General features: G+C 66.9%; 16 protein-coding genes. 8 read left to right on the top strand and 8 right to left on the bottom strand.

Annotation, left to right across the window (positions count from 1 at the left end; genetic code table 11):
* The first annotated feature begins 108 nt into the window (after window positions 1–108).
* Window positions 109–1,920, top strand: a complete 1,812-nt coding sequence (locus QNJ67_14260; protein ID MDJ0610136.1) for a bifunctional isocitrate dehydrogenase kinase/phosphatase — start codon at window positions 109–111, stop codon at window positions 1,918–1,920.
* A 23-nt stretch (window positions 1,921–1,943) separates the two neighbouring features.
* On the opposite strand, the gene QNJ67_14265 is transcribed toward QNJ67_14260, so the two are convergent.
* Window positions 1,944–2,270 carry a hypothetical protein gene (locus tag QNJ67_14265; protein ID MDJ0610137.1) on the bottom strand — a complete coding sequence of 109 codons (327 nt, stop codon included), beginning with the start codon at window positions 2,268–2,270 and terminating at the stop codon, window positions 1,944–1,946.
* A gap of 223 nt (window positions 2,271–2,493) precedes the next feature.
* Window positions 2,494–3,378 (bottom strand): universal stress protein, encoded by an 885-nt coding sequence (locus QNJ67_14270; protein ID MDJ0610138.1) that lies wholly within the window; start codon window positions 3,376–3,378, stop codon window positions 2,494–2,496.
* Between the two features lie 543 nt (window positions 3,379–3,921).
* Here QNJ67_14270 and katG point away from each other — a divergent pair.
* Window positions 3,922–6,081 carry a catalase/peroxidase HPI gene (gene katG, locus QNJ67_14275; GenBank protein MDJ0610139.1) on the top strand — a complete coding sequence of 720 codons (2,160 nt, stop codon included), beginning with the start codon at window positions 3,922–3,924 and terminating at the stop codon, window positions 6,079–6,081.
* A gap of 135 nt (window positions 6,082–6,216) precedes the next feature.
* Here the strand turns inward: katG and QNJ67_14280 are convergent, their stop codons facing one another.
* Window positions 6,217–7,497 (bottom strand): aspartate aminotransferase family protein, encoded by a 1,281-nt coding sequence (locus tag QNJ67_14280; protein MDJ0610140.1) that lies wholly within the window; start codon window positions 7,495–7,497, stop codon window positions 6,217–6,219.
* Window positions 7,498–7,817: 320 nt separating this feature from the next.
* On the opposite strand from QNJ67_14280, the gene QNJ67_14285 reads away from it, so the two are divergent.
* On the top strand, window positions 7,818–9,221 hold the full coding sequence (locus QNJ67_14285; protein MDJ0610141.1) for an aminotransferase: 1,404 nt from the start codon (window positions 7,818–7,820) through the stop codon (window positions 9,219–9,221).
* On the top strand, window positions 9,209–11,428 hold the full coding sequence (locus tag QNJ67_14290) for a tetratricopeptide repeat protein (protein ID MDJ0610142.1): 2,220 nt from the start codon (window positions 9,209–9,211) through the stop codon (window positions 11,426–11,428). Before QNJ67_14285 ends, QNJ67_14290 begins: the two co-directional genes overlap by 13 nt.
* Here the strand turns inward: QNJ67_14290 and QNJ67_14295 are convergent.
* The 3 genes from QNJ67_14295 to QNJ67_14305 all read right to left on the bottom strand — a co-directional run bounded on the left by QNJ67_14295 (window position 11,415) and on the right by QNJ67_14305 (window position 14,509).
* Window positions 11,415–12,212 carry an enoyl-CoA hydratase-related protein gene (locus QNJ67_14295; protein ID MDJ0610143.1) on the bottom strand — a complete coding sequence of 266 codons (798 nt, stop codon included), beginning with the start codon at window positions 12,210–12,212 and terminating at the stop codon, window positions 11,415–11,417. The two genes, QNJ67_14290 and QNJ67_14295, sit on opposite strands and share 14 nt — an antisense overlap.
* Window positions 12,213–12,427: 215 nt before the next feature.
* Window positions 12,428–13,318: a DUF547 domain-containing protein gene (locus tag QNJ67_14300; GenBank protein ID MDJ0610144.1), complete on the bottom strand. Its 891-nt coding sequence runs from the start codon at window positions 13,316–13,318 to the stop codon at window positions 12,428–12,430.
* 144 nt (window positions 13,319–13,462) lie between these two features.
* Window positions 13,463–14,509, bottom strand: a complete 1,047-nt coding sequence (locus QNJ67_14305) for a zinc-binding dehydrogenase (protein ID MDJ0610145.1) — start codon at window positions 14,507–14,509, stop codon at window positions 13,463–13,465.
* A gap of 51 nt (window positions 14,510–14,560) precedes the next feature.
* On the opposite strand from QNJ67_14305, the gene QNJ67_14310 reads away from it, so the two are divergent.
* From QNJ67_14310 to QNJ67_14320, 3 genes are all read left to right on the top strand, one after another.
* Complete coding sequence (locus QNJ67_14310) at window positions 14,561–14,935, top strand: enolase C-terminal domain-like protein (protein MDJ0610146.1); 375 nt, start codon at window positions 14,561–14,563, stop codon at window positions 14,933–14,935.
* 162 nt (window positions 14,936–15,097) lie between these two features.
* On the top strand, window positions 15,098–15,580 hold the full coding sequence (locus QNJ67_14315) for a cytochrome c (protein ID MDJ0610147.1): 483 nt from the start codon (window positions 15,098–15,100) through the stop codon (window positions 15,578–15,580).
* Between the two features lie 102 nt (window positions 15,581–15,682).
* Entirely contained in the window at window positions 15,683–16,618 is a 936-nt protein-coding gene (locus QNJ67_14320; GenBank protein MDJ0610148.1) for a cytochrome c, read from the top strand.
* 379 nt (window positions 16,619–16,997) lie between these two features.
* On the opposite strand, the gene QNJ67_14325 is transcribed toward QNJ67_14320, so the two are convergent.
* Window positions 16,998–17,285 carry a hypothetical protein gene (locus QNJ67_14325; protein ID MDJ0610149.1) on the bottom strand — a complete coding sequence of 96 codons (288 nt, stop codon included), beginning with the start codon at window positions 17,283–17,285 and terminating at the stop codon, window positions 16,998–17,000.
* A 352-nt stretch (window positions 17,286–17,637) separates the two neighbouring features.
* Between QNJ67_14325 and QNJ67_14330 the strand changes: the two genes are divergently transcribed.
* On the top strand, window positions 17,638–18,060 hold the full coding sequence (locus QNJ67_14330) for a VOC family protein (protein MDJ0610150.1): 423 nt from the start codon (window positions 17,638–17,640) through the stop codon (window positions 18,058–18,060).
* Window positions 18,061–18,077: 17 nt separating this feature from the next.
* Here QNJ67_14330 and cydC read toward each other — a convergent pair.
* A partial coding sequence (gene cydC / locus QNJ67_14335; GenBank protein ID MDJ0610151.1) for a thiol reductant ABC exporter subunit CydC occupies window positions 18,078–20,594 on the bottom strand: 2,517 nt, incomplete at its 5' end.

The following is a 20,594-nucleotide window of genomic DNA, read 5'->3' on the forward strand; positions in this document are numbered from 1 at the left end:
CGTCAGGGAGCGGCACGCCCCACCCCAGCGCAGAAGCGCCGCCGTTGACAAGGGGAGGTGGCGGCGCTGAGCTAGGCGGAGCACTGCTCGGGCAGAAAACAGGGAGCCATGAGTCAGACCTACAGCCTCCGGCAGGCCCGGCCGCCGATCGAGCAGGAAGACTACCTGGGACGGCTCGGGCAGGCCGGGACCGAGGCCGAGCGCGAGGCGCTGGCGGCCAAGGCCATCCTCCAGGCCTTCGACCGCTACTACTCCGAGTCCCGCCACATACCGGAGTATGCCAAGAGGGCCTTCGAGGAGCGCGATCCCGGCACCTCGCTGATCCTGAGCCGGCGCCGCCTGTCGGTCTACGGCCAGAGCATCGGCAAGATGGCCGAAGCGCTGACCGCCGTCATGCCCGAGCTCGCCCGGAGCGAGGGGCCGTGGCGGGCCATTGAGGCGGTCTGTCTGCCGCTGATCGAGGGCCGCTACGAGGCCGATCTCGCCTTCGCCTACATCCACTCGGTCCGGCGCCAGATCCACGAAGGGGAATGGCAGCCGGTCGCCTACTCCTTCAGCGGCGCCGGCGAGGCGGCGGCCGGCCCTGCCGCCAAGGTCTACCTGAACTTCCCGGGCGGCCCCTCGTTGACCGAGGAGACCGTCGCGGAGATCCTGAAGATTCCAGGATTCTCACGGAGCTACCGGGACCTCGAGGGCGACGCGACGGCTGTCTCGGCGCGGGTCAACGCTACCCTCGGCCTGGACGGCGGCAACCCTCACGCGGTCCAGGTCATCCAGATGATTCGTGCGGGCTTCTATCGGAACCGGGGCGCCTACCTGCTCGGGCGCATCGTCCTCCAGGACTCGCGACTCGTCCCCTTCGTGATCGCCCTGCTCAACGACGAGGCGGGTATCTATGTCGATGCCGTGCTCACCACGGAAACCGACACCCACAACATCTTCAGCTCGACCCTGGCCAACTTCCACGTGACCGACGCCCACTACCACGAGCTCTCGGCCTTTCTGCACTCGATCATGCCGCGCCGCCCGCTCGGCCTGCACTACTCAACCATCGGCTTCAACCACGTCGGCAAGGTCGCGGTCATGGACGAGCTGCGCGCCGAGCTGTCCCGGCCCGGCGAGACCCTGCGGACGGCGGTCGGCTTCCGGGGCACGGTTGCGATCGGCTTCTCGGCCCCGAAGTCGGCCTACGTGCTCAAGGTGATCCGCGATAAACCGACGGCGCAGTACAAGTGGGGGACCTTCGACGGCGTTGAGGCAGTGCTCAAGAAGTACAGCCGGGTCCACGAGATCAACCGCACCGGTTCGATGCTGGACAACGTCATCTATTACAATTTGGCGCTCCACCGGGACTGGTTCGAGCCGGCCCTCCTGGAGGAGCTGCTGGGCGAGGCCGGCGCCAACGTGTCGCAGCGCGACGAGGCGGTCGTCTTCAAGCACCTCATCGTGCAGCGCCGGATGATCCCCCTGCCGGTCTTCCTCGAGACCGCGTCGCCGGCCGAGGCCGAGACGGCGATCATCAACCTGGGCCACTGCATCAAGAACAACGCGGCGGCGAACATCTTCAACAAGGACCTCGACGGCCGGAATTACGGCGTCAGCCGCCACCGCAAGGTCTATCTCTTCGACTACGACGCCCTCTTGCCCTTCACCGAGGTCAAGATCCGCACCAACACCGACCGAATCGACGGCGAGGAGGACGTGCCGGACTGGTTCTTCGAGGACGGCTTCGTATTCCTGCCGGAAGAGATCGAGGCGGGCTTGCGCATCCCGAGCCGGGAGCTGCGCCGCCTGTTCCGCGACGTGCACGGCGAGCTCACCACCGTCGCCTACTGGCAGAAGATGCAGGACGACCTGCTTAGTGGCCTCGTGCCGAGCATCTCGATCTATCCCGAGGAGCGGCGCCTAAAGAGGGATTAGAGACAAGGGTTCGAACGAAGGCGCTACTCCTCGATGTCGTAGCCCTTGTCCCGCAGGCAGTCGTCAAACGCCTCTTCGTAAGCGCCCTGCTCCACCGAGAGCCCGTACTCGACCGACAGCCAGGCACCGAGGCCGCCGGTCATCAAAGCGAAGGTTTCCGCTTCATCCGATGCCTCGGCGAGGGCGCACCGGGCCGCCGCGCGGGCCCGCGCGTCGCAGTGGTCGTAGTCGCCCTGTCCGACGCTGACGGAAGGCGTATAGGACAAGCGGTCCTCCCCCGTACGCGCCACGGCGCAGGCCGCGAGGAGCAGCGGGAACAGGGTGGCCGCAATGATGGCCCTTTTGTTCAATGCGAGGTCCTCTGCGCACCGAGGCCACCGGGACTGCAGCCATGCGCCTGCGCGGCTCTCGCCGGATCAAGCGAGTACCCCGGGCAGCTCTTGAATTGGGACCCCAGAGCGGACCCGGGCTGTCCGGGCGCCTGCGCCGGTGCGAGGATGAAGGGGACCGCCGCGGGGACGCCATGACTCGAATCAACGAGTGCGCCTCGCCGTCACACCGGGCCCGGGGCGCTCAATGGGTCATCAGCACGGGGATCTCGGCGTAGCTCAGCACGTGATTGGTGACCCCGCCGGTCAGGGATTCACGGAACGGGCTTTGGGCGTAGGCGCCCATGACCAGAAGGTCGGCGCCGAAGCGGGCCGCTTCCCTCAGGAAGACGTCGCCCAAGCGATAACTGTCCAGATCCGCTTCGATCAGGGTCGTCGTCAGGCCGTGCCAGCCGACATAGTCGGCCAGGTCTTGCGCCGAAGGCCGCTCGCTATTCTGGGTCCCCACCGAAAGGATGCCGACTTCGCTGGCGTCCGCGAAGAAACTGCGGGCGATCGCGGCCGCCCGGGCAGAGAGCGCGCTCCCGTTCCAGGCGATCAGCGGCCGCTTGCCCAGGGAAACCGGCTCGGCCGGCGGCGCGACCAGGACCGGACGTCCCGCCTGGAACAAGACGGCGCGCAGCACTTTGCGGACCCGATGGTCGGGGTCGTCGCGCGGCTGCCGGACCACGACCAAATCGAAGACACGGCTCTGCGCCGCCACCGCATTGGGGCCGCCCTCGGACATGGCCTTGAAGAAGGCGGTCAGATGTCCGGGGTTCGGCGGCCGCTCGAGAAACGTCGCCTGCATGCTCTGCGCCACCTGTTCGAAGGCGTGCCGCGCCGACTCGATGCCCGCGCCGCCCTCCTGCTCCGCCCTCTCGAGCAGCGCGAGCACGTCTTGCCCCGGGCGTTCGAGAGAGTCCCGCGCGTAGAACATGGACTCCGAGGTCAGACGCTCTGCCGGCGGAACCGGGTAAACGCCCACCACGTGGCCGCCGTCTCGCGGCGCGGCCAGAAAGGCCGCCCGTGCCGCGCAGCGTCCGTGCTGCGTGCTCTCGACAAGCACCATGACCGTTGTCATCGCCATCAGACCCTCCGGACGTTGTCGTCATCGGGGCCCCAGGCCGAACCCGTTCCGCCGGAACCTTACTCCTACCGGTCGAGCCGGCCTTCACTCCGGGGATCCGTGCAGTCTACCCCGTCCTCGCCGGAAATCTCATCACGAAGACGTAGGGGCGCCCTGCGGCAGCCTTCCCGGCGCGCCGCCGATCGCGGATGGGCACACCGCCCTAGCATGACCATGCCATCGACGGTTCGAAACCGCTGTGGGATTTCGCACAACCTCCGCCTGGCCGGAACGGGCGCAGAGTCGCCGGGTTGGTGGACCGCCCGCGGCGAGATTCCCTAGGACCGGGGCAGATGTGCGTAGGGGAAGCTTCCAGGCGAAGCTCTCTCACCGTCCCACCTTTTTCGGCTGAGGACAGCCAATCGGCAAGAATCCGCCGGAACAAGGTTGAAGCAGGTCAAGGCCGTCCACATTTGATTGTTTAGAACGATTCTAAGTTCACCGGCTCCGCACCGAGGGGGATCCACGCCGTGCGGGTAAGCCCACCCACGACAGGAGGAAATCATGGACGCAAAAGTTGAAGGCAAATGCCCGGTGATGCACGGCGCGAATACGGCCATGGGTAGTGATGTCATGGACTGGTGGCCGAACGCTCTCGACCTGGACATCCTGCATCAGCACGACACCAAGACCGATCCGATGGGCAAGGCGTTCAACTATCGAGAAGAGCTCAAGAAGCTCGATGTCGAAGCGCTCAAGAAAGACCTCCACGCCTTGATGACCGACAGCCAGGACTGGTGGCCCGCCGACTGGGGCCACTACGGCGGCCTGATGATCCGCATGGCCTGGCACGCTGCCGGATCGTATCGCATCGCCGACGGCCGCGGCGGCGCCGGCACCGGCAACCTACGCTTCGCGCCGCTTAACTCCTGGCCCGACAATACCAGCCTCGACAAGGCCCGCCGGCTCCTGTGGCCGATCAAGAAGAAGTACGGCAACAAGATCTCCTGGGCCGATCTCATGATCCTGGCCGGCAACATCGCCTATGAGTCCATGGGCCTGAAGACCTTCGGGTTCGGCTTCGGCCGGGAAGACATCTGGCATCCCGAGAAGGACATCTACTGGGGTTCCGAGAAGGAGTGGCTCGCGAAGGAGCGCTACGCGGACTCCAGTGACGAGACCTCGCTAGAGAACCCGCTCGCGGCGGTGCAGATGGGCCTTATCTACGTGAACCCGGAAGGCGTCGACGGCAAGCCGGATCCGATGAAGACGGCCGAGGCGGTGCGTGTGACCTTCGCGCGCATGGCGATGAACGACGAGGAGACCGCCGCACTGACCGCCGGCGGCCACACCGTCGGGAAGACCCACGGCAACGGCGATTCGAGTGTTCTGGGCCCGGAACCGGAAGCTGCGCCGATCGAGTCGCAGGGCCTCGGCTGGCACAATCCGAACAAGTCGGGCAAGGGGCGCTATGCCGTGACCAGCGGCATCGAAGGCGCCTGGACGACCCATCCGACCAAGTTCGACATGGGCTATTTCGACATGCTGCTCGATCACGAGTGGGAGATCCGAAAGAGCCCCGCCGGCGCCCAGCAGTGGCAGCCGGTCGAGATCGCCGAAGAGGATATGCCGGTCGACGTCGAGGACCCCTCGATCCGCTGCATGCCGATCATGACCGACGCCGACATGGCGATGAAGGTGGACCCGGTCTATCGCGAGATCATGGAGAAGTTCCGCGCGAACCCCGATTACTTCAAGGACACCTTCGCGCGGGCATGGTTCAAGCTCACGCACCGGGATATGGGACCGAAGGTGCGCTATCTCGGCCCCGACGTTCCCGAGGAGGACCTGATCTGGCAGGACCCCGTGCCCGCCGGCCGCACCGACTACGACGTGAATGCCGCAAAGGCGAAGATCACGGCGAGCGGTCTTTCGGTCGGCGACATGGTCGCGACCGCCTGGGACAGCGCCCGCACGTTCCGCGGCTCGGACATGCGCGGCGGCGCCAACGGGGCGCGCATTCGCCTCGCCCCGCAGAACGACTGGGAGGGCAACGAGCCCGAGCGTCTCGCGAAGGTTCTGGCCGTTCTCGAGCCCATCGCCGCCGAGACCGGCGCCAGCGTGGCGGACATGATCGTCTTGGCCGGCAATGTCGGCATCGAGCAGGCGGCCAAGGCCGCGGGCTTCGACATCACCGTTCCCTTCGTCCCGGGGCGCGGGGATGCCACCGAGGAGGCGACCGATGCCGACTCCTTCGCGCCGCTGGAACCCGTCGCTGACGGCTACCGCAACTGGCTCAAGCAGGACTACGTCGTGAGCGCCGAGGAGCTCATGCTCGATCGCACCCAGCTGCTGGGGCTGACGGCTCCCGAGATGACCGTGCTCATCGGCGGCATGCGCGTTCTGGGCACCAACCACGGCGGCAGCGATCACGGCGTGTTCACCGATCGCGAGGGCGCCCTGACGAACGACTTCTTCGTGAACCTGACGGACATGAAGTATGCGTGGACGCCGAGCGCCGACGACCTCTACGAAGTCCGCGATCGCGAGACGGACGAGGTCAGGTGGACGGCGACCCGGGCGGACCTCGTCTTCGGGTCCAATTCGATCCTTCGGTCCTATGCCGAAGTCTATGCCCAGGACGACAACAAGGAGAGGTTCGTGCACGACTTCGTTGCCGCCTGGACCAAGGTGATGAACGCCGATCGCTTCGACGTGGCCTGATCCCACTGCAGGAGGCTTCGGGCGCTGCTGAAGGCCAGCGGCGCCCGAGCGCCTTCTCTGGAACGAGAGCGCGTCTCGGCCCTCGCCGGGGCGCCTTGCAGGCCGCAGGTCGGGGAAACCTGCGCTTCTACCTGTTCACGTCGTGGCGCATTCGCCCAAGGCCTGATCGAAGATAGCCATGGCCCTGTCGACCTCGTCCCGGGTCGCGGTCAAGGGGGGCGCTATCCTAAACACGCTCGCCATCGAGCGCCGGCCGATGTTCAAACAGGCGCCGAGCTCGAGACAGCGCTGGCTTATCGCCATGCCGGCTTCCAGCGCCGGAGTCTTGGCACGGCGGTCGCTCACCAGCTCGACACCGAGCAGCAGGCCCCGCCCCCGGACGTCGCCGATGATCGGGTGACGTTGTTGAAGATCGCGGAGCTGGTCTTTCAGATACCCGCCGAGATCCCGCGCCCTTTCGGCCAAGCGGTCTCGCATGACGATCTCCACGACCTTACGGCCGACCGCCGCCGGGAGAGGGTCGGCGGCGTGGGTGGTGTAGAAGAGGAAGCCCTTGTCGTGGCAGTGCCGCTCGATCTCGCTCGTGGTGATCGTCGCGGCCAGGGGCATGCCGGCCCCGAGCGTTTTCGAAAGATTGAGAATATCGGGAACGACGCCGTCGCGTTCGAAGGCGAAGTTGTCACCCGTCCGCCCCATGCCGGTCTGCGCTTCATCGAGGATCAGCAGCATGTTGCGTTCGCGCGCCTTTTCCTGCAGCGCGCAGAGATAGCCCTCCGGTAGCTCGATGATGCCGCCCGAGCTGAGGATCGGCTCGACGATGACCGCCGCCAGTTGGCCGGTGCTCTGGCGATCGATCATTTCCCAGCCGAACTCGAACTCCGCTTGCCAGTCATAGTCGCCGTCACGATTGAACGGCGAGCGATAGGCATGGGGCGTCGGCAGGGTCAGGACGCCGGGAAGAGTCGGGCCGTGGCCCCGGCGGCCGCCGGAATAGGTCGTCGCGGCCGCGCCCCCGGTCACGCCGTGCCACGAACGATCGAAAGCCACGACCTCGAAGCCACCGGTATAGGTCTTGGCGATTCGAAGCGCAGCCTCGTTCGACTCCCCTCCGGTCGAGAGGGGAAGCACCCGGTCGAGACCATCGGGAAGCATGGCGACGAGCGCGTCGGCGAAGTCGATCACCGGACCGGACAGAAAACTGCTGTGGAGATGATCGAGTTCGGCCACCATCTCCCGCACCGCGGCGACGATCTCGGGATGGCCGTGGCCGAGAATGGCGCTCATCTGGCCCGAGGTGAAGTCGAGGATCTCTCGGCCGTCGCGGTCGTAGATGCAGGAGCCCGCGGCCCGCACGATGCATTGGTCGGCGAAGTCTCCGCCATAGCGGAACACCCGACTGCGCTCGCGTTCGTTCATCGCCCGTCGTCCTTCGTCCTCGACATAAGCGCACGATGCGCCCTTATCGCACGTGACCCTGCTGCGGAGCGTAGCCGCCACGTGCCTGGGAATCCATGACGCCGATCTTAGCCGCGAAACATCTGTTCTGAGCGAGACAAGACCGACCGGCTATTCCCGGGGGAGGGGCCGAGGCGCGGAATTCCCGCAACCTCGCGCTCTTTGCCGGAGACAGAACGGGCTTCCAGGCGCGCGGAAAGCTGGTCAAGATGCGCAGAGACCTATAAGGGCCGACGAAGCGCGGCTCGGCGCAGCGGCGGGACGAGAGGGAGAGGACCGAGATGACAGGGAACTTTGCCGCCTACGACACCGAGGACCTCTGGCGAAAGGACCGCGACCACTACATCCATCCCTGGACCGACTTCTCCGTCTTCAAGGAGGTCGGGTCCGACGTGATTGCGGAATCCGAGGGTATCTACGTCTACGACGCCGAGGGCCAGCGCTACATCGATGGCATCGGCGGCCTCTGGTGCGTCAACATCGGCTACGGGCGCGACGAGATGGCCCAGGCCATCGCCGATCAGGTACGGCGCATTCCCTACTACTCCACGTTCACGCACCTGACCACGCCACCGGCCGCCGAGCTGGCGGCCAAGCTTGCCGAGTTGGCCCCCGGCCCACTTAACCGCGTGTTCTACGGCACCGGCGGCTCCATGGCCAACGACACGGCGGTACGCATCGCCCACTTCTACTTCAACCGCCTGGGCAAGCCCGAGAAGAAGCACGTCATCTCGCGGGTCGATGGCTACCACGGCAGCACCTACCTCGCCGCCTCGATCACCGGCGTGATGTTCGACCGGATCGGCTTCGACGTGGTCGAGGACACGATCCACCACGTCTCGCCGCCCAACTGCTACCGCCGCCCCGAAGGCATGAGCCCGGAGGCCTTCTGCGACCACCTGGTCGAGGAGTTCGAAGGCAAGATCCTGGAGATCGGCCCGGAGAAGGTTGCCTGCTTCTTCGCCGAGCCGATCATGGGCGCCGGCGGCGTGATCGTGGCCCCGCCGGGCTATCACCGCCGCATGCTCGAGGTCTGCCGAAAGTACGAGGTACTCTATATCTCCGACGAGGTGGTGACCGGCTTCGGCCGCCTGGGCCACTTCTTCGCCTCGGAGCCGGTCTTCGACATCGTCCCGGACATGATCACCAGCGCCAAGGGCATCACCTCGGGCTATCTGCCGCTCTCGGCGACCCTCCTGTCCGACGAGATCTACGAGGTGATCTCGGTGCCCCAGGCCGAAGGCGCGCTCTTCACCCACGGCTTCACCTATTCGGGGCATCCCGTGTGCTGCGCCGCCGCGCTCAAGAACATCGAGATCATGGAGCGCGAGGATATCTGCGGCCATGTCCGCGAGGTCGGCCCCTACTTCGAGGAGCGACTGGCCGGACTCAAGGACCTGCCGCTGGTTGGCGACGTGCGCGGCAGCCATTTCATGATGTGCGTCGAGAACGTCGCCGACAAGGAGAGCAAGGAGATCCTCGACCCCAAGATACTGATCGGCAACCGCATCGCCCGCTTCGCCCAGGAGCGCGGCCTGATCGTGCGGCCGATCGCCCACCTCAACGTGCTCTCGCCGCCGCTCACCATGACCCGCGGCCAGATCGACACGACGGTCGACATCCTGGCCGAGAGCATCGAGGCGGCGGCCCGGGAACTCCGCGAACAGGGCCTGTGGCAGGGCTGACCCCGCCACCGCAGGCCGCCGAGGCTCTCGACCGGGCCACGGCGGCGCTGAATCGCGGCGACCGGACGCAGGCGCAGCGGCTGAGCGCCGAGGCCTACAGGCTCGGGCGGGGGCACCCCGAGATCCTGCTGCGCCACGCGGGGATCCTGGGCGCGTGCGGAGCCATCGACGACAGCCGGAGGGTCTACGAGGAATTGCTCGCGATCGCGCCCGGACACGGCGGCGCCCTGGCCGGGCTTGGCGCCCTGCTGGCCGCCGAGGGCCGCCACGACGAGGCGGTCGCGCACCTGGAGCAGAGCCGCGCCCAGCAACCCGGGTCGCTCGAGATCGCCTTTCAGCTGGCCAACGCGCTGCGCCAGGCGGGACGGCTCGAAGAAGCGGCGGAAGAATACCAGGCGATGCTGGCGCGGGCGCCCCAGCTGGTGCCGGTGCAGATCAACCTGGGCGCCCTGCTGCTCACGCTCGGCCGCGCGGGCGAAGCCCTGGCCGTGTTGCGGCAGGCCGCCCGCGCGGCCCCGTCGCACCCCTTCGTCTGGAGCAACCTGGCGGCGGCACATCTCCTGGTGGGCGATCTGGAGCCGGCGGTCTCGGCCGCGCGCCGGGCGGTCGAACTGGCCCCGGAGAACCCGCAGGCCCGGGTGACCCTGGGAAACGCCCTGAGCGCGCTGAAGCGCCCGGCCGAGGCCCGGGCCTGTTTCGACGCCGCGCTCGAGCGGGATCCGGAAAACCGCGAAGCGCTGATCGCGCTCGCCAACGTGGCCGACGCGGCCGACGACTTCGAGACCGCGGTCGATTTCTTCCAGCGCGCGCTCACGCTGTCGCCGCAAGACCCCTGCACGCTGGGCAGCCTCTACATGCTGCTCCGGCGGACCTGCCGCTGGGCCGAGGCGGAGGAAGCCGGTGCGCGCCTCGACCGCCTGCCCTTCGCCACCAGCAATACGCCGGCCGAACCGGTCATGACCAGCGTTACCCGGTCACCCGACACGGCCCGCAACTTCGCGGTGGCGCGTGCCTGGGGACGGTCCATCGAGGAGAAGATGGGCCGAAACCGATCAAGCCCGCCGGCGGGTCCCAGAGAGCGGCTCACCATCGGCTACCTCTCCTACGACCTCCGCGACCACGCGATCGGCCAACTGGTCCGCTCTCTCTTCTCGCAGCACGCGCGCGACGGCTTCCGGATCCTGGGGTTCTCCTACGGCCCAAACGACGGGAGTCCCTATCGCCGGCACTTCGAGCAGAGCTTCGACCGCTTCATCGACCTCGCGCCGATCAGCCACGAGGCGGCCGCCGCCGCGATCCGGGACGAGGGCGTCGACATCCTGGTCGACCTGACCGGCCACACCAAGGGGAACCGGCTCGAGATCTGCGCCCTGCGTCCGGCCCCGCTGCAGGTCACCTGGTTGGGCTTCCCCGGCACCACCGGCGCCGCTTTCATCGACTACATCCTGACCGACAGAGTCCTGACCCGGCAGGACGAAGAGCGGTGCTACAGCGAGGCGCCGGTCTTCCTGCCCCACAGCTACCAGGCCAACGACCGCTGGCAGGAGATCGCCGCCGACGCCGGCCGTCGCGCCGACCACGGCCTGCCCGAGGGCGCCTTTGTCTTCGCCGCGCTGGTCAACAGCTACAAGATCGACGCGCCGATCTTCGACTGCTGGATGCGCATCCTGAAGGCCGTGCCGGGCAGCGTTCTCTGGCTGCTCTGCCGGCTCGAGACGGTCATTGCGCGGCTGCGCGCGGCGGCCACCGAGCGGGGGATCGATCCCGAGCGCCTGGTCTTCGCCCCCTTCGTCGCCAAGGCCAACCACCTCGCCCGTCTGGCGCACGCGGACCTCGCCCTCGACACGCGGGTCTACACCGGGCACACGACGACCAGCGACTGTCTCTTCGCCGGTCTGCCGGTCGTGACCGCCGAGGGCCGCCACTTCGCGTCGCGGGTCTCCGAGAGCCTGCTGCGCGCCGTCGGGCTGCCGCAGCTGGTTGCGGCCGACCTCGATGCCTACGAAAGCCTGGCCCTGGATCTCGCGCGCGACGCCGAGGCACTCGCAAGGGAACGCCGGATGCTGGCGGAGAAGCGGCTGACGACACCGCTGTTCGACACCGAGCGGACGGCCCGGGACCTGGAGCGGGCCTATCGCGCCATGTGGGCCCGCGCCGAGCGGGGCGAGCCGCCCGCGCCGATCGATTTGACTCTCAGCGGCCCTTGAAGCGGGGCAGACGCTTCTCGTTGAAGGCGGCGATGCCCTCGCGGCGGTCGTCGGTATCGATCAGCGTGTAGTAACGCTCAAGCTCGAGCGCCAGGCCCTTTTTCAGCGGCAGGTCGAGCGCCCCGGCCGCGGCGCGGCGTACCGCCGCCACTGCGAGCGGGGCGTTGCCGGCGATCTTCGCGGCCGTCCTTAGCGTCGCATCAAGCAGGTCCTCGGGTGCGTAGAGACGGTTGATCAGCCCCCAGCTCAAGGCGTCCTCGGCGCCGAAGGGGGCGCCGGTCATGAGCAGTTCCCGGGCCCGGCCCGGCCCCACGGCGCGGGTCAGGTTCTGGGTCCCGCCGATCCCCGGAATGATGCCCAGGGTGACCTCGGTGAAGGCAAAGCGCGCGCTGGTCGACGCATAGGCGAAGTCGCAGGCCAGCACGAGTTCCAGCCCGCCGCCGAAAGCCGCGCCGTTGACCGCCGCGATGGTCGGCAGGGGGCTCTCCATGATGGCGTAGGCCATGGCCTCGAAAATCTGGTGCTGGCGGCGCCAGGCCCCCTCCGACATGCCCTTGCGTTCCTTGAGGTCCGCGCCGGCGCAGAAGGCCCGGTCGCCCCGGCCAGTCAGGACCACGACCCGGATGTCGTCGCCGGCGCCGGCGAGGCCTTGCCAGAGATTCACCAGCTCCTCGGCCATGACCGTGTTGAACGCGTTGGCCGCCTCGGGCCGGTTGAGCCGGACCAGAAGGACCTTGTCGGTACGGCGTTCGACCGAGAGCGTGGCGTAGTCGGTGGCCGTCATGGATACGCCCCCGCCGCTGTCACCCGGCGCGCCTTCGACGGCCCGCCTGGAGGGGATTAGAAGTCGCGCGTCTCGCCCGGCTTCATCACGATGATATCGACCGGATGGCCCCCGAGTGCTTTCTTCAAGGCTTCCGGCGTGCCCGTCAAGGGTGGAAGTTCTTTATAGTGCATGGGCACGACCGTCTATGGAGCGCGACAGGTGCAAGCCTCGCCTCAACTCCCTTTGCGTGGCGCGGCGTCGTTCAGATCCCAATTGTAGCGGTCGTCGTCGATCGAGGTGACTTCGGCAAGCTCTGCCTTCAGATCCTCGTCCGCGTAGCGTTTCAGGTGGGCGATGACGCCGGCGTCGTTGCCGCCGAAATCGGCCTGGAACCAATCGTAGATGCTGGAGACGACTAGCCGGCCGTCGCGCACCTCTGCGCCGCGCGGGTGGTTGACGTAGGCCCGGGCCCCGGCGTCGAGATATTCTTCGGCGTTCTGCGCGGTCACCGCCTCAGCCTGCAGGTTGGGGCAGCCGATCGAGGCGCAGTTGACCGCGTAGTGGATCCGCGGATCCCGCCAGATCGGGCGCAGGATGCGGTGCTCGATGTCGTCCAGGGTCAGCGCCTCGCCCTCGACCGTGATCAGCTCTGCGCCCCAGGGACCGTCGGCGAAGAACCCCGGCGAGATGTCGATGTCCCGGATGCTCTCGACCGGATAACTGTCGAGCACCACCTTGACCGTCAGCGCATTGTAGATGTTGATCCAATAGGCCTGCTGCTGATCCCGGTTGAAGCGGCTGATCGGCGTCCCGGCCAGGCGGCCGAGGTAGGCCTCCAGCGCTTCGCGGTCCTGATCACTTACCTGGCCGTAGGCAAAGCGGTTGACGCCATCGTCGTGCTCGCTGACGTAAGCTTTTAGGAAACGGTCCCAGGCGCCGTGATCGATCTCGGCGGTCGCGCCCGCGTCATGGGCGGTCCAGCGGTCCCAGAGCTCGGCGCTGGGCGCCGCCTGCGGGCTGCTCGCCGTGATCGCCCAGATGACAGCGGCGAGCGCGGCGAGGCTCGACAGCCAGGCGGCCTGTTGGAGCGGCGCGTAAAGCTTCGATGTCGTCAATCGGCCCATGAACTGTTCTCCCCTTTCGAGAGCCCCAGACGGCGGCGGCACGTTCTCGCGCCGATGCGCGGCGACTATGGATGAGATGGTGCGCGGCCGGGCGAGGGGAAGTCACGTTTGGCGCACGGGCGCGTGAGCGGCCCCGGGGCCCCATTAGAAAAGGAACACGCCCTTGCCCGTCGTCTGCCGGTCGAACAACGCGTAGGCCTCGACGACCTGCGCAAGCTCGAAGCGGTGGGTGAAGATCCGCTCCAGGTCGATGCCGCGCTCGGCGATGAAGCGGGCGCAGTCGGCCTGACCGTAACGCGAGAAGGTCCAGGAGCCCATGACCGTCAGCTGGCGCCGGATCAGGTCGTTGGACACATCCAGCGTCAGCTCGCCGCCCTCGCCGACGAAGCAGACCGTGCCCCAGGTCCGGGTGGACCGCACGGCCTGGGCCCGCGCGCTGGCGGCGCCGCTGCAATCGAGCGCCAGGTCGACGCCGCGCCCCCCGGTCAGCTCCATGAGCGCGTCGATCGGATCGGTCTCGCTCGGATTGATCAAGACGTCGGCGCCGAAGCTTTCCGCGATTGCCAGCCGTTCCGGCGAGACGTCCAAGGCGACCACGCGGGCGCCCATTTCCGCGGCCAGCATGACCGCGCTGAGGCCGACCGGGCCCTGGCCGAACACCGCCAGGGTGTCGCAGGCGTTCAGCTTCATGCGTTGGATTGCGCCGAAGGCGGTCCCCGTGCCGCAGGAGATGGCCGCGCCCTCGGCGAAGGAGAGCGGCTCGGGCAGCTGCACCAGGGTGCTCGCCGGCACCGTCATGTAGGGCGCGTGGGCACCGTGGGCGGTCACGCCGTAGACCACCGAGCCGGACCGGCAGAGCTGTTGCCATCCCGTCTGGCAATCCTGGCAGAGGCCGCAGCCCTTGTAGTGGTGGCACATGACACGCGAGCCCTCCGGCAAGAGCCCTTCGGGTAGGTTTGCACCGCGCGCCGCGACAACGCCGCAAGGCTCGTGGCCGGCAATGACCGGAGATCCGTCGCCGCCTAGGCCGAGCGCCTGTGGCCCGCCGGTCGCCCGATAGAAATGGAGGTCGCTGCCGCACATGCCCGATGCCTTGATCTCGAGCACCACGTCCTCGGGACCGGGCGTCGGATCCGGAAACTCCATCAGCTCAACCTTGCGGCTGCCCGGAAAGACCGCCCCTTTCATCATTCAGCTCCAGCTCGTAACTTCAGACAGCAGCCTAGATCAGATGCGGATCGAATGAAAACGCCCGAGGCCATCTGCGTGGCCTGCCGACCGGCGATCGAGGCTTTGAAGACCGGCCGTCCTGCCCCTTGGGAGCTCAACTATGTCGACGTCGCCCCGCACCACGACTGCTTCATCCATGCCCACCTGGTCGGCGCCAGTCCGGCGGGCCGGATCGTCGAATCCTTTCCGGAACCCGAACGCGACCCGCTGCCGGCGGAGCTGTTCGAGAACCCGCCCAGGATCGCTGACGGCTGGCTGACCCTCAACGGGGCGCCGGGACTGGGCCTCTCCTTGTCACCAAGTGCGATGCGTAAGTTCGGCCAACTGGTGTTCGCAGCAGTTGCTAAGGCCGGGCTCGATGATCCGCCGCCCCTTCTTTTTCCGTAGTGCTGCTGCCGGTATTACAATCTGCCTCGGCCAAGAACAGCGTCACCGGGTCCGTTGCAGGGCTCGCGCAGGGGTGATCGCTGCCGTGTGGCGCATCGCTCAGAGTGTTGCTAGTTTGACGCGCCCTATTGGCGCCTGAATAGACTGGGAGGAGAAATGGGAATGGGTTCGTCATACACTCCAAAAGTTTTTTGCGCCGCCGCGCTTTGCCTGACTTTCCTCGTGCTGCCCAGCCTGGTCGCTGCGCAGGACGCAGGCGAAAAGGCGGTTGCGACGCGCCAAGGCTATATGAAGTTGGTGCTGTGGGAAGCCGGCCCTCTATTCGGCATGGCCAAAGGCAATGTGGCCTACGACGCGAGCGCGGCCCAAGCTCACGCGGCCAATCTGAAGACAATCTCCGAGTATCCCGTCGAGGGCTTGTTCCTTGCCGGCACCTCTAATGCCGAGCATCCGGGAAAGAGCCGGTCCCTGCCGAAGATCTGGCAGGATCAGAGCGGCTTCGACAAGGCCTTCGCGAACTGGCGGAAAGCCGTGGCGGCCCTGGGCGGCCAGGTCGGTAATGGTCAACCGGCGCTCGCGGCAGCGGTCAGTGAGATGGGCAAAACCTGCGGCGGCTGCCACAAGCCTTACCGCGAAGAGAAATGATGCACGGCCGCCAAGGCTTGGACGGCCGGGCGGTCCATTCTTCTCCGATGTGAGAGCGGGCAATCAACCCGCGGGCAACTCACATGCCGACCGGGGCGCGCGATGCGAAAACTCCTGATCGGGTTCCTCCTGCTCGGTGCGGCGGCACTGGCGGCCTTTTGGCTCGTCACCCAGCCGAACGCGATCCAGGCGAGCGCCTTGCCGGATTACGACGGCGATCCCGAGCGGGGCGCCACCGTGTTCTACGCGTCCGGCTGCGCCGGATGTCACGCGGCGCCCGGGGCCAAGGGCGACGACAAGCTCTCTCTCGCCGGCGGTATCGCCTTCAAGACACCCTTCGGCCTGTTCCACGCGCCGAACATTTCCAGCGACCGGCGCCATGGTATCGGCGGGTGGACTCGGGCGGAATTCGTGAACGCCATGATGCGCGGCGTGGCGCCGGACGGCAGCCACTACTACCCGGTCTATCCCTATCTCTCCTATCAGCGCATGAAGGTCGAAGACGTGCTCGACCTGAAAGCCTTCATGGACACCTTGCCGGCCGTCGCAACCGAGGCGCCGCCTCACGACCTGCCCCTGCCCTATCGCTGGCGTCGCACCCTTGGCGTATGGAAAGCGCTCTACATGGACGGCGCCCCGTTCGAGCCGAACCCGGACGCAAGCGCCAGCGTCAACCGCGGCGCCTACCTCGTGACCGGACCGGGTCACTGCGGCGAATGCCACACACCGCGCGATTTTCTCGGCGGGCCGGAGTCCGAATGGGCCTTCGCGGGAGCGCCGGACATCGACGGCGAGGGCTCCGTTCCGAACATCACGCCTCATGAAGACGGGATTGCGGACTGGTCGATCGAGGACATCGCCGCCGCGCTCAAGACCGGTATCTTGCCGGACTTCGATACCTTCGGCGGCACAATGATCGCGGTGCAGGAGAACATGGCGCGCCTGAGCGACGCCGACCGCCGGGCCATCGCCGACTACTTGAAGTCGCTGCCGCCCAAACCGAGCCGCCTGAAGAAGGCGCCGCCGGGAAACTCTTGATCTCCCGTCTTGGAGAGGCGCTTACTTCGGCTGCAGAACAAGCGAACTCTTTTGCCCGTCGGATTACAACGACGGCATGACCACTGCCAACTCTCGTGAGGCGAGAAAGAAAAGACTTAGCGAGTTGATCTCGATCTTATTCCGAACGGCCGATCACGAAAAAACATTGATGGACGCGCAGAGTCATGCACACAATTGTGTGCAGCCGCGTCTGCGGGATTAAAGATGGTCCCGCCTTAACGCGCCAATCCAACCAAGTCTTGAGACGGCGTAACAGATTGAACGGGCTAAAAGGATCGCCTGAGGCAGATCCAATTAGTCCGGATATAGCCTATCGCGGAAGAAGGGGTCAGATTGATTCAACCTGACCCGATCTGCTCTACGGCTTTAGATCGACCGCTTCGATAATGAAACGACCACGTCCGCGCCTTATGGCGTAGGCACTGCCACGGGCAATGCTGACCTTCTTGATCAGGGGATTCAGCGCCTCCTCGATCAAGGCGATGTTTGGATCGCTCCCGTTCTCTTCCTTCGAGCGTCTCGCGTACCACTTTTTGAAGGCTTCGCGCCCGAGCTCGTCACCGATGGACTTCCTGAGGGCATTGAGCTTACGGATCTCACCCTTGGTCAACGACTTTTCATCGGGAAAGCCTTGCATCTTTGGCATCCTTGTCTCCTCAACACTGTCTTATTGATGACTTATTGCCTTAATTAGTCGATAAATCAAGCGTGGCAAGCGAAAATCAAACGCGAAAGACACACGGTTTTTCGCATAAACTCCACCGTTGATAGTTTCGCCGAGCAGACTTGTGAATCTATAAGCAGGTGATTGTTCTTTTTCGAATTTTCATCGCCGCGCCGAAACGCCGAACCTTAGCGCTTTGGGAGAAAGTTCCTTTGTTTTCTGCTCACGACTTTGTGATGACGCTCAGTAGAATCGGTTCAAATTATCTTTCCGCCGCTATCCTGCTGGCATCGATCGCAAGCCGCCGCAGGGAGAGACGACGAGGGAGTCCGTCATGAGCGATGAAATTCCGAGCATCCTTTCTCATGTCTCGATCGGCACGAACGATTTCAATCGGGCTGTCGCATTCTATGACCGCGTGCTGCCGCTTCTCGGCTGCAAGCGGATCATGGAGCATCCCGGGGCCGTGGCCTACGGCAAGCTGTATCCCGAGTTCTGGGTCCAGACACCGGTCGACGGCAACCCGGCCGGGGTCGGCAACGGCAGCCACATCGGCCTGATCGCGCCGTCCCGGGACGCGGTCATCGGGTTCCACGCGGCCGGAATCGCCGCCGGGGCCGCCAACGAAGGCGAGCCCGGCCCGCGAGAGGAGTATGGCCCGCCCTACTTCGGTTGCTTCCTGCGCGATCTCGACGGCCACAAGATCGAGGCGGTCTTCTGGGACTTCGCCCTGGCGGAGAAACTCGGCATCGGCTGACGCAGCACTGCGCCGGGTCACACGGCGAGAGCGGTCGACGCCGCGACCTGCCGCCCGACCAGATGGGCGTAGAGACCGCCGCGGCCCAGGAGCTCGTCGTGGCCGCCCTCCTCGACGATCCGGCCCCTATCGAGCACGACGATCTTGTCGGCCTTTCGCACCGTCGAGAGCCGGTGCGCGATGACGATCGTCGTGCGGCCCGCCATCAGATCGCCGAGGGCGGCATGGACCAGCCGCTCGCTCACGGCGTCGAGGTGAGAGGTCGCCTCGTCGAGCACCAGCACCGGGGCGTCGCGCAGAAAGGCCCGGGCGATCGCGACACGCTGGCGCTGACCGCCCGAGAGCGTCATGCCGCGCTCGCCGACCCGGGTTTCCAGGCCGAGCGGCAGGGAGTCGACGAAGTCCTCCAGCGCGGCCCGGCGCAGAGCGGACCTCAGATCCTCTTCGCCGGCCTCGGGCTTGGCGAGCAGCACATTGGCACGCAGCGTATCGTTGAACAGGTAGGTGTCCTGGGCGACCAGGGCGACCTTGCTCCTGAGCACGTCCAAGCGATAGTCGGTCAGCGCGTGGCCGTCGAGGCGCACGCGTCCTTCCTGGGGATCCCAGAAACGCAGCAGCATATGGGCCACGGTGGTCTTGCCGGCGCCCGAGGGACCGACCAGGGCGACGGTCGCGCCGGCCGGCACCGTGAGAGTCACGTCGCGCAAGGCCGGCCGGTCGACGCCGGGATAGCCGAAGGTCACGTTCTCGAAGGCGACCCCGGTTCCGGCGCCATCCGCGCCGCCGGACGCAACCGGACCGTCGGTGACCGGCACCGGCTCACTGTGCACGGCGTGCAAGCGACGGGTCGCCCCCAGGGTATCGGCCAGTTGGCGGCTGACGTCGGCGATCTCCGAGATCGGCAGGAACGCCGCCATCGCCATCAGGGTAAGCAGCGGCAGGAAAGCCCCGTCCAGGGTGCCGGTCTCGACCAGGCGGCCGCCCGCGACCACCACCGCGAGGCCGCCCAGACCGGTCATCACCTCGAGCAGGGCGGTTTGGCCGGTAAGGTCGCGGAAGAAGGGCAGGCGCACCCGATGATGGCGCCGCACCAGATCGAGGAACGCGGCCTTGCGCGCGGACTCCTGCTGGAAGGCGAGGATCTCGCTCAGTCCCTGCACGCTGTCCACGGCGTGGGCGTTGAGCGCGCCCAGGGCCTCGCGCACCCGCGAGGCGAGGCTGTCGATCCGGTCGCGCAGGAAGAAGGGACTGGCCGCCACGACCAGCAGGAACGGCAGCAGGGCGGCGGCCAGGCTCCAGTCGAAGGCGAAGAGCGTCATGACGACGGCGGCCGGCACGAGCACCGCTACGAAGGTCGGCGCGATGGTGTGGGCGAAGAAGTATTCTACCATCTCGACGTCCTGGGTCGCCATGGAGACCAGATCGCCGCTGCGCCGGCGCACCAGGTAGGCCGGTGCGAGGCGGTCCAGCTTGCGGAAGAGGTCGATGCGCATGTCGGTCAGCAGTCGGAACGCCATGTCGTGTGCGATCCAGGATTCCAGCCAGTGCATCAGGCCCGCCGCCGGCGCAAGGACCGCCAGGGCGATCAGCCAGGGCTCGAAGGGCTCGCCGTGCCGGACCGCCGCGACCGCCAAGGCCGAGCAGACGCCGACGCCGATAAAGGCGACGACCCGCGCGACGCCGAAGAAGAAGGTCATGGTGAGACGCCCCTTCCACGGCGCGACGAAGCCGAGCAGCTGGCGGCCCGCGCCAAGCCAGCCGAGACCCCGCGCCTGGAGGATGGCGTCGGCCGGCTCTTCCGCCGCCGCGACACCCGGTCCTTCCTCCTCGGCGGCGAGCAGCGCCTGGCCGCGCGCCGGCAGTTCGATTGCCCCGCCGGTCTCGCCCTCGGCCGCCTGTTCGGCCATGAGGCGGAAGTAGGCGCCGCGCTTGGCCATCAGCTCTCGGTGCGGGCCTTCCTCGACCACCTGCCCGTGATCCAGCACCAGGATGCGGTCGGCGTCGATCACGCTCGAGAGCCTGTGCGCGAGGATCAGCGTCGTCCGGCCCTGCATCAGGCGGTCGAGGGCCTGCTGAATCACGGCCTCGTTTTCGGCATCGACCGCGGAGAGCGCCTCGTCGAGAATCAGGATCGGCGCGTCGCGCAGGATCGCCCGGGCGATCGCGATGCGCTGGCGCTGGCCGCCGGACAGCCGGATCCCGCGCTCGCCGACGACCGTCTGATAGCCCTGGGGCAGGTCGCGGATGAAGAGGTGGGCGTTCGCCGCCTCGGCGGCGCCTTCGAGCTCTTCCTGGGTCGCCTCCGGCTTGCCCAGGCGCAGGTTGTCCTCGACCGTGCCGTGGAACAGCGTGGTGTCCTGATTGACCACGGCCATCTGGCTGCGCAGCGCGGCCAGCGAAAGATCGCGTAGGTCGCGGCCGCCCAGCCTGACCGCGCCGCCCTGGGGGTCATAGGTGCGCAGCAGCAGCCGGACGATCGAGGACTTGCCCGAGCCGCTCGGCCCGACGATCCCGACCCGCTCGCCGGCGGCGAC

This window comes from Kiloniellales bacterium (assembly GCA_030064845.1).
GTDB lineage: Bacteria > Pseudomonadota > Alphaproteobacteria > Kiloniellales > JAKSDN01 > JASJEC01.